At 35.9% G+C, this 14,946-nt stretch carries 11 protein-coding genes and 1 pseudogene; 3 read left to right on the forward strand and 9 right to left on the reverse strand.

Annotation, left to right across the window (positions count from 1 at the left end; translation table 11 throughout):
- Positions 1 to 115 precede the first annotated feature (115 nt).
- Both RB214_RS18970 and RB214_RS18975 read right to left on the reverse strand, forming a co-directional pair.
- A complete protein-coding gene (locus tag RB214_RS18970) occupies positions 116 to 1,315 on the reverse strand; it encodes a cation:proton antiporter (RefSeq protein WP_309169127.1) in 1,200 nt (399 codons plus the stop codon).
- Positions 1,315 to 2,526 carry a tyrosine-type recombinase/integrase gene (locus RB214_RS18975; RefSeq protein WP_309169129.1) on the reverse strand — a complete coding sequence of 404 codons (1,212 nt, stop codon included), beginning with the start codon at positions 2,524 to 2,526 and terminating at the stop codon, positions 1,315 to 1,317. Before RB214_RS18975 ends, RB214_RS18970 begins: the two co-directional genes overlap by 1 nt.
- A gap of 149 nt (positions 2,527 to 2,675) precedes the next feature.
- On the opposite strand from RB214_RS18975, the gene RB214_RS18980 reads away from it, so the two are divergent.
- On the forward strand, positions 2,676 to 3,239 hold the full coding sequence (locus RB214_RS18980; RefSeq protein ID WP_024605345.1) for a YSC84-related protein: 564 nt from the start codon (positions 2,676 to 2,678) through the stop codon (positions 3,237 to 3,239).
- Between the two features lie 291 nt (positions 3,240 to 3,530).
- Here RB214_RS18980 and RB214_RS18985 read toward each other — a convergent pair whose 3' ends face one another.
- The 5 genes and pseudogenes from RB214_RS18985 to glpK form a co-directional block, all read right to left on the reverse strand.
- The gene (locus RB214_RS18985) at positions 3,531 to 4,079 is read right to left on the reverse strand and encodes a hypothetical protein (protein WP_309169132.1); all 549 of its coding nucleotides are present in this window, start codon (positions 4,077 to 4,079) and stop codon (positions 3,531 to 3,533) included.
- A gap of 240 nt (positions 4,080 to 4,319) precedes the next feature.
- Positions 4,320 to 5,288, reverse strand: coding sequence for an IS30 family transposase (locus RB214_RS18990; RefSeq protein WP_309167075.1), 969 nt, complete (start codon positions 5,286 to 5,288; stop codon positions 4,320 to 4,322).
- Positions 5,289 to 5,388: 100 nt separating this feature from the next.
- Positions 5,389 to 5,739 (reverse strand): annotated as a pseudogene (locus RB214_RS18995) (patatin-like phospholipase family protein); the annotation flags it as partial.
- Positions 5,740 to 5,925: 186 nt separating this feature from the next.
- Complete coding sequence (locus RB214_RS19000; RefSeq protein WP_024591022.1) at positions 5,926 to 6,657, reverse strand: MIP/aquaporin family protein; 732 nt, start codon at positions 6,655 to 6,657, stop codon at positions 5,926 to 5,928.
- A 229-nt stretch (positions 6,658 to 6,886) separates the two neighbouring features.
- Positions 6,887 to 8,368, reverse strand: a complete 1,482-nt coding sequence (gene glpK, locus RB214_RS19005) for a glycerol kinase GlpK (protein ID WP_309169136.1) — start codon at positions 8,366 to 8,368, stop codon at positions 6,887 to 6,889.
- 168 nt (positions 8,369 to 8,536) lie between these two features.
- Between glpK and RB214_RS19010 the strand changes: the two genes are divergently transcribed.
- Positions 8,537 to 9,298, forward strand: a complete 762-nt coding sequence (locus tag RB214_RS19010) for a DeoR/GlpR family transcriptional regulator (protein WP_309169138.1) — start codon at positions 8,537 to 8,539, stop codon at positions 9,296 to 9,298.
- Between the two features lie 1,311 nt (positions 9,299 to 10,609).
- Positions 10,610 to 12,226: a glycerol-3-phosphate dehydrogenase/oxidase gene (locus RB214_RS19015; protein ID WP_309169140.1), complete on the forward strand. Its 1,617-nt coding sequence runs from the start codon at positions 10,610 to 10,612 to the stop codon at positions 12,224 to 12,226.
- A 114-nt stretch (positions 12,227 to 12,340) separates the two neighbouring features.
- On the opposite strand, the gene RB214_RS19020 is transcribed toward RB214_RS19015, so the two are convergent.
- Together RB214_RS19020 and RB214_RS19025 are read right to left on the reverse strand one after the other, a co-directional pair.
- Positions 12,341 to 13,384 carry a patatin-like phospholipase family protein gene (locus RB214_RS19020; protein ID WP_309169142.1) on the reverse strand — a complete coding sequence of 348 codons (1,044 nt, stop codon included), beginning with the start codon at positions 13,382 to 13,384 and terminating at the stop codon, positions 12,341 to 12,343.
- 138 nt (positions 13,385 to 13,522) lie between these two features.
- Entirely contained in the window at positions 13,523 to 14,929 is a 1,407-nt protein-coding gene (locus tag RB214_RS19025; protein ID WP_024609079.1) for a sodium:alanine symporter family protein, read from the reverse strand.
- Positions 14,930 to 14,946: the final 17 nt, after the last annotated feature.

Consider the following 14,946-nt stretch of genomic DNA (forward strand, 5'->3'; position numbering starts at 1 on the left):
TAAAAATAAGTTACGCCTTTTTTATTAATACCCATTCGCTTAATTAAATGATCGTTTTTGAGGCTGGAAAAACGCCTTGATACCTCGTCAAAAAATTCACTAATTTTTATAAAAGCTATTTAGATTTTTTAGCGAAACTGTCTGCAATTGGCTTTGTACTTATACCGTGAATAAATACACTAAACAAAATAGTCGTCATTGCTATTGTCGCTATTTGATATTTGTTTTCTATTTGCGTATCAATCACCATCAATGTAAAAACAATTGATGCTAATCCTCTTGGTCCAAACCACGCAAATGTAAAACGCTCTTTAATATTCAATGCCGTAAACTGCAGTGACAACATAACAGGAATTATTCTAATTAATGTTGTACTTAATAAAGCGTAAATTATAATTTCAGTATTTAATTTCGGGATAACTAAGTAAGCACAAACAAACCCAAACAAACACCAAATCATTAGCGATGTAAAATCTGCGATGTGCTCTGAGTCTTCAATTAATTCTGTTCTAACTTCTTCAGTCGAAAATTTATCAAATAGTAAACCTGCAATAAACACCGCAATAAATCCACTGCCATGAAAATACTGAGTGACAGAAAACACAGCCATAGCAAAACCAAGTAATAAAAATGGACTGGTATTTTGTGCAAAGTAATGACGTTTCATTGCAAAGTTTAAACTCGGTATAAAAACAACAATACTTGTAATAGCTATTAATAGAGCCAGGCCAAGCTCTCGGCCAAACACACTTAATGTTTGTGTTGCAGTAATAGCTGAATCAGGATTTTTAGCGAGTAATATAAATATTAAAAATATAGGTACGCATAATCCATCGTTCAAACCACTTTCAGTATTTATTCCTTCACGTATTTTTTCAGGCACTTGTGAACTTGCTAGTAACCCTTTACTTAATGCCGCATCAGTAGGTGTTAAAATAATAGCGAGCAACGCCGCTTGAATAACTGAAAGCTCAGCAAAGAAAAATAAAGCAACAGCAATACCAAGCAACAAAGTTAAGGGTAGGGCAACAAACAACAGTAAACTAGGATACTGAAAACTATGCCTTAATACACTTAGCTTTGATTTAGCTGCATCAGAAAATAAAAATATACTTAGCGTAAGCTCTATAAATGGTAATAAAAGATCAACACCTTCTTTTATTTTATCCCCTTCGTTGGGTAGCATTAAAGCTAAACATATTCCCCCAACAACAAAAAACATTGGGCCTGTTACTTCTGTTTTTTCTAACTGGCGAAGTGTTAAAGAATAAATTAAAAATAGTCCGCCTATAAATGCTATTACTAAATACTCCATTAAATTTTCCTTTTAAGTCCTGATTTTGCTCGCTCTTTAATATTTGTTTGAATATAAATTTGATCGGTAGTCGCAATTTTAGAATGGCCTAAATCTTCTGATAAATGTTTAAGCGGTCTGGTTTGCGCATCATGTGTAGCACCTGTATGACGAAGCCAATGTGCAGTTGCAGCGCCAAGTTGTTCAGCGTCATCTTTAAAACCATCATCGAGTAATGATTGCTGTGCATAATCAAAACTTTGTTGAACTAAACGCCTAATTTGTCTTACGGTCATACCACCTTGCCCGCGAATTTTATGAACCAAAGGATCTGACTCATCAACCCGAGGAAGGGCAGGTAGCCCTCGATATAATCTATATCGTTTTAAATATTCAACAAAATCATCACTTAAGGTTACATCTCGTAATTTATTACCTTTACCCATTATACGTAAAAACCAAAATCCATCATTATCTTGCCAAAAATGAGACATTACCGGCGACCATTGTGGGCGCTCAGATAATTCTGAAATTCGTAAATAAAGACCTTTTAAGCAGGCAAGCGTAAATAAGTTTCGCTCTAAATCAGGGTTATGTTCGCATAAATCTCGCGTTACACCAAAAACGTATTCCCATTGAATATCACTTAATGTATCAGGAATTTGAATTTGTGATTGAACAACTAAATACGGGCTATTTTTTTTAACAACAGGGACAAAGTTCGCGAATGTTTTTTCTTCGAGTAGGGCAAACTTATAAAATACATTTAAGGCAGTAAACATGGCCGATAAAGTTTGTTGGCTGGCAGTCGATTCTTTTAGCATAAAAGGGCGCCAATTTTGATTTAATCTACGAATTCCTTGCTCATCTTTATAACGCCATTGCACTGAAGTTGCAGCCCATTTTTTATCAGGTTCGACCATAAAATCAACGTAAGCTTCAATATCTTCACGTTTTAAATCGAATACTGATTTTTCTGCTATTAACCACGACCATAAATAAAAGCGTTCAAGTTCATTTCGAAAACGGCTATAAGTTGCTTCTGATTTTCTGCCATAAACATATAAAAACTGATATAAGAATGTCAGATCGGCTTTTGATTCAGTTACAGTCAAGCCAACTTCCTGTATAAAGGATGCAAGTTCTGGGTATTCTGAATTTAGAGTACCGTCATCTAGATGGGCAATTTGATATCTTAATTGTTTTAACGTATCAACCAAAGCAACAAGCATAATGTATAAATATTCAATTAAATAATAGGCTTACAGAATAACGTTAAAGTCCGATACTGTCTAGTATTGGACATAGTAAAGCTCTAATTATTTTAATACTGTGATTATTCTATGGTTGTTGGTTGCTATATCTTATTAAGGAAAAAATTATGAAAAAACTAATTATACTAAGCGTACTGGCTTTAACTGTTGCGTTAACTGGGTGTGCTACTACAGGTAGTGCATCACCAAGCGAAAAACGTTCACTTGTACAAAGTATGAAAACAAATACATTAGATAAATTATACGCTGAAAAACCTGACGTTAAAAAACAAATTGCTAATTCGGCTGGTTACGCTGTTTTTGATAACGCGAACGTAAATGTTGTTTTAGCCAGTTTTGGTGGCGGTTACGGCGTAGTTAAAAATAACCTTACTGGTAAATCGACTTACATGAATATGGGTGAAGCCGGTTTAGGGCTTGGTTTAGGTGTAAAAGATTTTAACGTTGTAATGGTTTTTCATAATCAAGCAGCACTAAATAGATTTATTGAACATGGTTGGGCATTTGGCGGAAACGCTGATGCAGCAGCTAAATATGAAGATAAAGGCGGTGCACTGGTTGCCGAAGCGATTGCAGATCAAGTAACTGTATATTCTGTAACCGAAAATGGCCTTGCACTACAAGCTGTATTAAAAGGTACCAAGTTTTGGGTTGATTCAGAGCTTAATTAACCACCAAATTACTCTCCTAAAAGCGAGCTGGTTTGTATAATCACGCTCGCTTTATTAAAACCCATGCAATTTAACATAACGTAATTTATGGGTTGTTATTAATATAACGTAATTAGTAACGCAAATGCGTCCTCAATCTGTTCGTGGACTTCAGTATCGCTATCTCTCAGCTAAGGAAAATTAATCATGTAAAAAGCTATTAATTTATACGATTACTCAGAGAGGAATAACTATGACACAACCTTACTATATTTATCGCTTTAATGTTAAAAGCTTTTCGCCCTTTTAACATTAAACTGTGGTTGCTTTTTTTAATTGCTTTTTAAAATCATTACATGCATCTTCAAATTCATCTAAATTTTTTTTAAATGATTCGTATATTTTTTTACTCTGATTTTTTTCGTAAAAATATTTACCAACGTCATCTCTTTTGCTTAGTACACTTTTAAATTTTTTTAAGCATTCCTCACATAAGTATAGATCTATCAACATCTCTACCGTTTCCAATGCTTTCCCAGCATATTGAGAATTTGGCTCTTTTTTCATAGCTATCATTTCTTCGTAAGAAATATGTCTGTGATAATAGGAAACCATATCAAAAGTACGTATATCATATGCTTTTTTCCATATATTAAAATTCTCATATGCTTTTTCAGTTTTTTCATGTTTCCTTTTTTTTTCTTCTTGGGAAGCCATTCCTTTTATTGAAGCTTTCATATTCATATGATTCCACCACCCAGAAATAACACCCACAGTAATTGCTACAATTGCTGTTAATGTTCCAGTATAGATTGGCATCATTTCTTTAATTCTGGTTGATTCTTCTACTAGATTTTCCATATTTTCATACAACTATATTTTTCTCTTAATTTTGACACGTAAACTTACACATGCAACTATTAGTTATGTTTGGGGTGTATTTATTATTCAGCTTTTGTAGCTCCCTCCCAAACTGCCACAGCTGTCCTCAGATTAAAATTTATAATAAAAAAGTGCTTTCAGCCGTTTAATTATTTCGTTTATAATTTATGGATTATTAGCTATTAAATTACGCGGATTCAAACCTGAAGTGCATAACGTTTAGGCGGCTTTAGCCGCCAAGTGATCCTGCATCAATTTTGCAGGCGTTTCAAATCCAAGTGTCTTCCTCGGACGATTATTAAGTTGCTCAAGTACTGGTATAACTTGCGCTGGTGTTACCGCCTTAAAATCTGTGCTCTTCGGCCAATACTGACGTAGTAATCCATTCGTGTTTTCATTCAATCCGCGCTCCCATGAGTGATAAGGGTGAGCAAAATAAACAGGAACACTTAAAGCCTCTGTGATTTGCTCGTGATAAGCGAACTCTTTTCCATTGTCAGCCGTGATGGTATGAAGCGCTGACCTATATGGCCTTAATAGTTCTATCGTCGCCGCAGTGACGGCTTGTGCTGTTTTGCCTGCCACCTGAGTTGATACAGTGAATTGGGTAACCCGCTCTACAATGGTAACAAGGGCGCCTCGATGACCTTTGCCTATGACGGTATCTATTTCCCAATCTCCGATTCGGCCTTTCTCATCAACTATTTGTGGGCGCTCTTCAATGCTAACGCGATTTTTTATTTGCCCTCGGTTTGTTTTACCATGACTGCGCTTGTGATATTTCTTACCGTGTCGGCGCAGATGTAGGTATAACTCACCACCTGCTTTTTTATCTTCCCAGATATACAGATAAATGCATTCATGGCTGACAGACAGTTCACTTTCTTTGCGTAACCATCCCGTTATTTGTTCAGGACTCCACTTCTCATTAAGCTTCTGGGTAATTAAAGCTATCATTTCAGGTGTCATCTTAAGCGGTTTTCTTACACTTCTTCGACGAAACAAAGCCCGCTCATGAGCTTGTTTGTGTCTGTAACCTCGCTTACCTGTATTTCTAGAAAGCTCTCTTGAAATCGTAGATTGCGATAAATTAGTTAGCTCAGCAATACTTTGTTGCGTAAAACCGCTTTTCTTTAGAACGGCGATCTGGCATCTTTGCGCATAGGTCAGTTGTTTGTAATGTCTCATTGTAAAATCTCTTGCCGGAGAAAAAGTAGTTAGCTTATGAGCAACTGACCACTTAATCTAGCCAAAACAAGTTATGCACTTACAATTTGAATCTAGGTTACTAGTATGACTTTGAATCGAAACTTTCATTATTTAATTGCTTATCAAACGCTTCAGCTAGCCTTTCTGTTTCACTAAAAACTATATTCCAATATTTAATGCGTGTATCTGCATCAAGATCGGTAAAGTCGTTTCTGTCTGGGATTTTTCCGTAAGGTAAGCTTGCTATAAATTCTTTTGATGGAGTGATCATTACCACATTATCGTAATTAAGTGGTGATACTTTACGTTTTAAATTTTTATCGAACCACCCTGCTTTTGGCTCACTATTAAAATGCGGATATAAAATAAGTCCTGGGTTATTAATTTTTAAGTCAAAGTGGTAATCGATAATTCCGCCGTCGCGATATATAAATTTTTTATACTTTTTTATTTATATTTTTGTATTGGTAATAGCCTTAGCTTTAAATAAAAAAGGGCTACACGCCCTTTTTTATTTAACTATATTGCTTATATAAATTATATTTTTCTTTTGTGTGTTCAGAAAAGTAGTCTGTGTATAATCATTTTTTAGTAAAATTAAATAACTATATTTCAATTATTTAACTAATATATATAATAAAGCTGCTAAAACACTCCCTATTATTGGACCAACTACCGGGATCCATGAGTAACCCCAGTTACTATCAATTTTACCTTTTATTGGTAATAAAGAATGTACAATTCGCGGGCCTAAATCTCGAGCTGGATTTATTGCATATCCAGTAGTCCCACCCAGAGAAAGTCCAATACCCCAAACAACAAAAGCAACAGGTATAGCGCCTATTGAACCTAAGCCTATTTTTACGCCAGAGCCATCGTCAATTTCAGCTGAAGAGAAGTAAAAAACACAAATTAATAAAACGAAGGTCCCTATTATTTCACTAAGTATATTTCTAAACGTATTTGGTATAGCTGGAGATGTACAGAAAACAGCTCGTTTTAAGGTGGGATCGTCAGTGGCATCGAAATGATCTTTATAAACTGCATAAACTAACGAAGCGCCAACCATCGCGCCAATAAATTCCGCTAAAATATAACTTGGAACTTCGGACCATGGAAATGATCCAGCTACGGCTAAGCCTATTGTTACTGCAGGGTTAAGGTGTGCTCCACTATAGGGACCGGCAACAACCACGCCGATAAAAACACCAAGTCCCCAAGCAGTGGTAATCGTCATCCAACCGCCGCCATGGCCTAGTGTTTTCTTTAGTATGTCATTGGCTACAACCCCGCCCCCAATTAAAATAAGCAGTGCAGTTCCTAGTATTTCAGCTAAGAAAGGTGACATTTTAATATTCCTTATTAATTATAAACATAAAACCACCCTCAATAATGATATCTATTGCATAAGTATAAACCATGAATATTTTGAAACTTTTTTACAGCTGAAAATTACCATAAGATAAGTATCAACTTATTTATTTTTACGCTTGGAGTATTTAGTGGTATCATAAAAATAGTCTCCACTAATAAACCTTAATAGATATGTTGCTATGGTTTTATAGTTAAGCGGCTTATTATTCGCTTTGTACTTTTTTTACCGCATTACACCATCCGGCATATAATTCATCACGTTTTGATTTAGTCATGTTAGGAACAAATCGTTTATCGCAATTCCAGTTAGTCGCTAATGATTCAAGTGATGGGAATACACCCGCTTTTAAACCTGCTAAGTAAGCTACACCCAAAGCAGTAGTTTCACTTATGGTCGAACGGTCAACTTCGGCTCCTAAAACATCTGACAAAAATTGCATAAGCCAGCCATTTATTACCATACCGCCATCAACTCTTAGTACCTGTGGTCTTACGCCATCAGCTTCCATTGACTTTTGAAGGTCTTTAGTTTGAAAACAAACTGATTGTAATCCAGCTGTTACGATCTCTTTTATACCCGTATCTCGGGTTAAGCCAAAAATTGCACCTCGCGCATTAGAATCCCAATAAGGAGCACCTAATCCTGTAAAAGCGGGTACCATATATATACCGTGATCTAGTGAGGTATTGCATGCAAGTGACTCTGTTTCTTCAGCTTTTTGGATTAATTGTAGACCGTCTCTAAGCCATTGAATTGCAGCACCTGCAATAAAAATACTCCCCTCTAGCGCATAAGTTGGTTTCCCATTTAATCTATAAGCTACTGTACTGAGAAGTCTATTTTCAGATTCAAGTACTTTATCGCCAGTGTTAATCATCATAAAGCATCCTGTACCATAGGTACTTTTAGCCATTCCTGGTTGAAAACAAGTTTGCCCAAATAACGCTGCCTGTTGGTCTCCTGCCATTGCAAGAATAGGTACTTCGTAACCTAAATAGCGTTCATCTGTTACACCAAAATCATCTGATGAATCCATTACTTCTGGTAACATCTCTATTGGCACATTCAGAAGTTCAAGTAATTCCACGTCCCATTCTTGGGTATGAATATTAAAGAGCATAGTTCGCGAAGCATTCGTTGCGTCTGTGCGGTGCTCTTTTCCGCCTGTCAATTTCCACAATAAATAAGTGTCGACAGTACCGAAGATTAAATCGCCTTTTTCTGCTTTTTCTCTAGCATCGGGACAATTTTCTAAAATCCAATTTATTTTAGTTGCAGAAAAATATGGGTCTATTAAAAGGCCGGTTTTTTTTCTAATTAACTCTTCTTTTTCTGCGGCCCTTAAATCATTACATAACTCTGACGTACGTCTATCTTGCCATACAATCGCGTTATAAACGGGCTCACCAGTAATTTTATCCCATACTATTGTCGTTTCACGTTGGTTAGTAATACCAATGGCAATAACCTTATCGTGTTGAGGGTCTAGGTGTTTCATTACAGCTGTCATTGTTTGCTGTACAGAAGCCCAAATATCTTCTGGTTTATGTTCTACATAACCATCTTTTGGAAAGTGCTGGTCAAATTCTTGTTGTTCTAGGTATGCAATATTACCATTTAAATCAAATAGCACACTTCTAGAACTAGTCGTACCTTGATCAATTGAAAGGATATAGTTATTCATTATTTTTTCACTTTTACTTTCGGTTATTTTCGTTTTTGTACTATTACATGGATTAATTGCTACATACAACAAAAATACAACTTTAATATATAATTATTTATATGTGATTTTCATTTGTTAGCTCTTAACCTATAATTTACTATTAACTAAATTTAAAATGCGAAAAAAATGACTCAAGACCAAAGACACGAATCCATACTAAAATTATTAAAAGAAAGAGATTCAATTTCTATTGAAGTACTAGTAAGTCATTATGAAGTTACACCACAAACAATAAGAAGAGATCTGGCTTATCTTGCTAATTTAAATAAATTGAGACGTCATCATGGCGGCGCTAGTGCCATTTCAAGCATTCAGAATACAGCATATCAAACTAGAAAAATCATGGACTTAGAAGCTAAACAAAAAATAGCACAGCATGTAGTTCGTATGATACCTAATGGCTCTTCCTTATTTATAAACATAGGCACTACAACAGAAACAATCGCGAAAGCACTTCTTGGTCATGAAAATTTGAAAGTTGTAACTAATAATCTTAATGTTGCGGTTATATTAGGTGTTAAGAAAGATTTTTCTGTACTTATCGCAGGTGGAGAAGTTAGGCACAGAGATGGCGGGATTATTGGTGAGACCACAGAGGATTTTATTAAACAATTTCGTATGGATTTTGGCATTATAGGTATTAGTGGCATAGAAGAAAATGGTGCGTTACTTGATTTTGACTATCGTGAAGTGCGCGTAGCCCAGGCAATCATTGAAAATTCACGTAAAGTTTTACTTGCTGCAGATCACTCTAAATTCGGTCGGTATGCGATGGTAAAATTAGGTAATATCTCACAGGCAGATAACTTTATTACCGATGCTCAGCCACCCGAAAGTATACTTACTTTACTCAATGAGCACGATGTCGAACTGCATATCGCTCGGTAAAAGCTTAACATAACAGTTAAATAGATTTTCCCTCATCATGGGGAAATCATGAGCTTTCCATTTTAGCTACAGCATGATCGAATAGGTTTCTTATAAATAGAAGTCCCATACAATTAATTTTTGATGAACATTTTTCAATAATATCCGACGAATAACTCCAATCTAAAGTCGAATATAAGCTTCATGCTATCTTATTCATTCTCGTTGTAGGTGTGATCTGCACCGAAGATGGATGAAAAACATTGAATACGTTGCTAATAATGAGATTGATTTGCTTGAAAAATATGTCTCATTTGAAAGTAGTCTTCCAGTCCACAACACTATAGATGGTACTATTCACCTATATCATCTGAAAAGTCATACCTATTGTATTAAATTAGTGATCTATTATAGCGCGATAACAAAGAAAAATTATGACATAGAGTTGTTATCTCCAATTGCTCTCTGCATTTTCCTGTATTGCTCCCCCTCCTGCCCCTATTCTGTCAGCTATTAATAATTTTTAACGTAGAGAGTTATTTAAGAAGATAAAATGATCATGCTTTTAATAGGATAGATATTATAACAAAATTTTATACGTTGGACACAGGCTGCACATATAGCAACAAACGTTGGCGTTATAGCCATAGATGGTATGTAGTGGTCAACTAATTTTGGCTTTAATGATAAGAAACCAAAGAGACATACAATCGATATAACAAGCGCTTTTCAGCCGGCAATAGCTGTTGTATCAAGAAAAATAAAGATAGCTAACAATATACCTCCAACTGGCCCAGCCTTGCTTGATTTATCGGATATCAAAACGCCGTAGTAACTATTGATTTAATGGGGTGTCAAAAAACTATAGCGGAAAAAATTAAACTCCTAAGTTTTTTATTGCTTTACGGTGGGTTTGATATAGCTAGACTAATTTTCATTTATGTACTTTAATGTTTGCAAATGTTCGTTATTAAATGTTATTTTTAATAAAAAGAAAACCGAAGTAAATAATAACTTCGTACTGTTATAGCTATTCAGAGTCTTAAAATACAATAGTTATCTGCAGTAGCTTGGTCATCCTTGTTAATCAGATCAATTAATTTTTGATTTCGTTTGAAGGCTTACTTGTATCAAGTACTTAAATGTTGGGTAACAAATCTTGAGTTAAATAATAAAAATATCGAAAGTATTTTTATTATTACTCGTATACTTACTTACCTGCATGCCTAGTATAAGTTTTGATAGCACGATAAATACCGTTTAGGACATTAATACTTTAAATTTAATTGAGCTGGTCTAAATAGCTTGATATTAAAATAGGTAATTCAACAAATGAGTCAACTTAGAGACAACAATATTAAAAAACTTCCCCAAGATATTTATGATGTTTTGATTATTGGAGGGGGTATTAACGGTGCTGTATCTGCTGCCGCTTTAGCCGCTAAGGGCGCTAGAGTTGCCTTGATAGACAAAGGTGATTTTGCCGGTTTCACTAGTTCAAACTCATCAAATTTAGCCTGGGGTGGCATAAAATATTTAGAAAGTCATGAATATAATTTGGTTAATAAACTTTGTAAAAGTAGAAACCATTTAATGCGTAGCTATCCTTCTACTGTTAAAGAAATTCGCTTTTTTACAAGTATCCAAAAAGGCTTTAGATTTCCGGCATTCTTTGTTTATTTAGGTACTATTCTCTATTGGTTTATGGGACGTTTTTTTACTAAATCTCCTAGATACCTCAATGCAAAAAAAATAAAATCATCAGAGCCAGTCATTAACACAAAAAATGTAGAGGCTGGATTTGAATATTCAGACAGCTTTTTATTGGATAACGATGCTCGTTTTGTTTTCAATTTTATTCGCTCTAGTATGAGCCATGGGTGTATTGCCGCTAACTACGTAAGTTCGCAGGGCTCTACTCGCTCTAATGATATTTGGACTACAAATGCAGTAGACGAGATATCTAAAGAGAAGTTTACTATCCGCTCTAAAGTTATTATTAACGCAGCAGGCCCATTTGTTGATCCTATTAACAATACAAATAGTCAAACCACAGCACATCACCATGTATTTTCAAAAGGTATTCACCTTATTGTTGATAAGGTAACTAACAGTAACAAAGTACTGACGTTTTTTGCAGATGATGGTCGGTTGTTTTTTGTGATCCCCATGGGCCCAAAAACGTGTATTGGTACAACCGATACACAAGTTCATAGTCCGCACTCACAAGTGACTGATGAGGATCGAAACTTTGTGCTTGATAATGCTAACAAATTATTAGAGTTAGAAAAGCCAATTACAAAAAGTGATATTATAGCCGAGCGCTGTGGAGTTAGACCATTAGCAATTAAAAAAGACGGTAATGGTAAGGCTGACTGGGTGCAATTATCACGCAAGCACGCTATAGATACAAATAGTGATCAAAAATATCTTTCTATCTTTGGCGGAAAACTAACAGATTGTATTAATGTAGGCGATGAAGTGGCTGATTTAGTCACTGGATTAGGTATTAAGTTACCTTATGAAGATTACAAATGGTACGGTGAACCTGACGACACCGTTAAAAATGAGTTCATGCATCGTGCAAAATTAATGAATTTGGATGGTTTAACACCTAAAACATCTACAGAGGTACTTAGTAAGCGGTTTTGGAGACGTTACGGCAGAAATGCGATTAACATGCTAGAAAAAATTCGTGAAGCACCTGAAAAAGGCGAACTCCTTATTAAGAATTCGGAGTACTTACGTGTGGAAATTGAACACGCTGCTGAGCGGGAAATGATAACTAAACTCAGTGATTTTTTACGTCGACGTTCTAAAATTTCACTGGTTGTAAGAAAAGAAGATATTCTTTCAGATCCTGGTTTACATGAAGTCTGCCAAATTCTATTTGGTAAGGATAATGCTGAAAATAAACTTCAGGAGTACATTGAAGAGATATCTAAATAACCATTTACATCTATTCTTACGACTTTAAAAGCTTGGGTTAAATGTTATAGAAGAAGTCTGTTAACACGATTAAAATTAATTATGTTAACTGACTTCTTATAGCAACTAATAAAACTATATTTTATTTTTAAAAATTAATAACATTTTTAACTTTTTATCAAACGCTTCAGCTAGCCTTTCTGTTTCACTAAAAACTATATTCCAATATTTAATACGCGTGTCTGCATCAAGATCGGTAAAATCGTTTCTATCTGGAATTTTTCCGTAGGGTAAGCTCGCTACAAATTCTTTTGATGGGGTGATCATCACTACATTGTCATAATTAAGTGGTGACACTTTACGTTTTAAATTTTTATCGAACCACCCTGCTTTTGGATCGCTATTAAAATGCGGATATAAAATTAAGCCTGGGTTATTAATTTTTAAATCAAAGTGGTAATCGATAATTCCGCCGTCGCGATATATTCCTTGCGGCGAGCCTGCAATATTTTTTATGCCTTGCATAACAAGTGGTATTGAACCCGATGCAAGTAATGCATCTTTTAAATTATTTTGAGTAAGCGCTATGTTTTGCGTTTTAAAATTGTAGCTGTCGGTAATTGATAAGTCACTTGTTGCTGGGCCAAATATAAAACGCTCATACTGTGAGCCTAATAATTTTCGGTTAACGCGGTTTAGCATATAACTTTTTGATAAACCCAGTAGTTGTATTATTTTATTTTCGCTGGCAATAAAGCCATTCGATTTTGCTACTATAAAGTGCGCTTTAAATATTGGGTTATTTATAATTTCGGTTACGCCGTTATCGCCAAAAACATCTTCAAGTAATGCGCGCGCTTTTATTGTTATTTCACTTGGTGTTGGTTTATTACTTGAGTATCGGGTTTGCGAATACGATTTTGCTAAGCGCTCAATGGCAGCAACGGGATCGTTTTGTGCAAAACACGCAGAGCGAAAAGCGCCGGCAGATGAGCCAATTAAATTAAGTGGCCGGGTTCGGTTTTTAAAAAATTCACCAAAAATATACTTATCCAACCCAAATAAGGTAAACCACTTTGGCCCACCACTTGCACCTAAAAAAGAGGTGAAAAGTTCAGGTTTAAAGCCCTGTTCGTTAATAATTTTAGCCGCTGTTTTCCCTGCGTTAATCTCGATCATCTAAAAAATTGTGCCTTTTATTTTGGTTGCTTCTGTTATTTCTACAACACTGAAAGTGAATACTTATGCAAAACAAAAAGCGATTTCATGTTGCCATAAAACCGCTTTTTATAGTTAAGTGTGCTTAAAGTACGTGAATTAATCCCAAATGCCGTCTTCGCATTTGCCCTGTACTTTTACATCTTTTACTTTAAATTCGGGCTCTAAACCTTTGTCTCTTTGTGCGTGGTAATCGCTCGTAACAGACAAAATAGTCGGCGTTAACAGTATAATAGCGATAACGTTAACCACTGTCATTAACCCTAAGGCAATATCGGCTAAATCCCAGACTTCTTTTAATGTGGCCGACGCGCCCCACAACATCATTGATAAATAAAGCAAAGTGTAAATGCCGCGCCCTACTTTGTTGTCGAGCTTAAATAAGTGCAAGTTGCTCTCTGCATAGGCGTAGTTTGCCACCACCGATGTAAAAGCAAATAAGGTTATAGCGGCTGCTACAAAGTAAACACCACCTTGTGCTAAGTGAGCAGTCATCGCGCTTTGTGTTAAACGAATGCCTTCCATTTCACCGCTTATGTCTATATCGGCCAATAAAATGATCACAGCGGTACAGCTACACAGTACGATTGTATCGAAAAATACGCCTAGCATTTGTATGTAACCTTGCGTTACAGGGTGATTAGGAATTGGGCTGGCACTTGCTGAAGCATGCGGCACACTACCTGCACCGGCCTCATTAGAATATAAACCACGTTGAATACCGTTTTTAATCGCAGCGCCCATTGCACCGGCGCCTGCTTCTTGTAAACCAAACGCTGATAAAAATATATCTTTAAGCATGGCGGGTACTTGCGTGAAATTTATAATCGTAATAATTACCGCCGCAAGTACAAACACAATGCCCATTATTGGCACAACACGCTCTGCAAATCGGGCAATTGCTTTAAAGCCACCGAGTATAATTGAGCCCGCTAATACGGTAATAACTAGGCCTGAATAAAATGTAGGAACTTCAAACGCGTAGTTAAGTGCGTCGGTAATTGTGTTAGTTTGCATTGCGCTAAACGTAAATCCGTAACCTAAAAACAAACACGCGGCAAACACAATTGCGAATGCTCGGCTACCCAAACCTTGTTGAATATAATACGCAGGCCCGCCTCTAAACTCACCGCCACTATCGCGCACTTTATATACTTGCCCAAGTACGCTTTCGGCAAAGCCTGTAGCCATACCCAATATGGCTATAACCCACATCCAAAATATAGCGCCGCTGCCGCCAAGTGAAATTGCAACCGCCACACCGGCTAAATTACCGGTACCGACCCGCGCGCAAAGCCCTGTACACAACGCTTGAAATGATGAAATATCGTTTTTTTTACATTTGCTACTGCCTTTTAAAAGGCTAAACATATGTTTAAATTTAAGTATTTGAATTGCTTTTAGTCGTACTGAAAACCATACCCCTGTAAACAAAAGTATATAAATAAGTACTTGCCCTTCTCCCCATAAAAGGTTGTTTACGCTTTTGACGACGGTATCGAACATTGCTAATTCCTTCTTAT

Origin of the sequence: Pseudoalteromonas sp. HL-AS1, from assembly GCF_031198785.1 — a bacterium.
Classification (GTDB): domain Bacteria; phylum Pseudomonadota; class Gammaproteobacteria; order Enterobacterales; family Alteromonadaceae; genus Pseudoalteromonas; species Pseudoalteromonas distincta.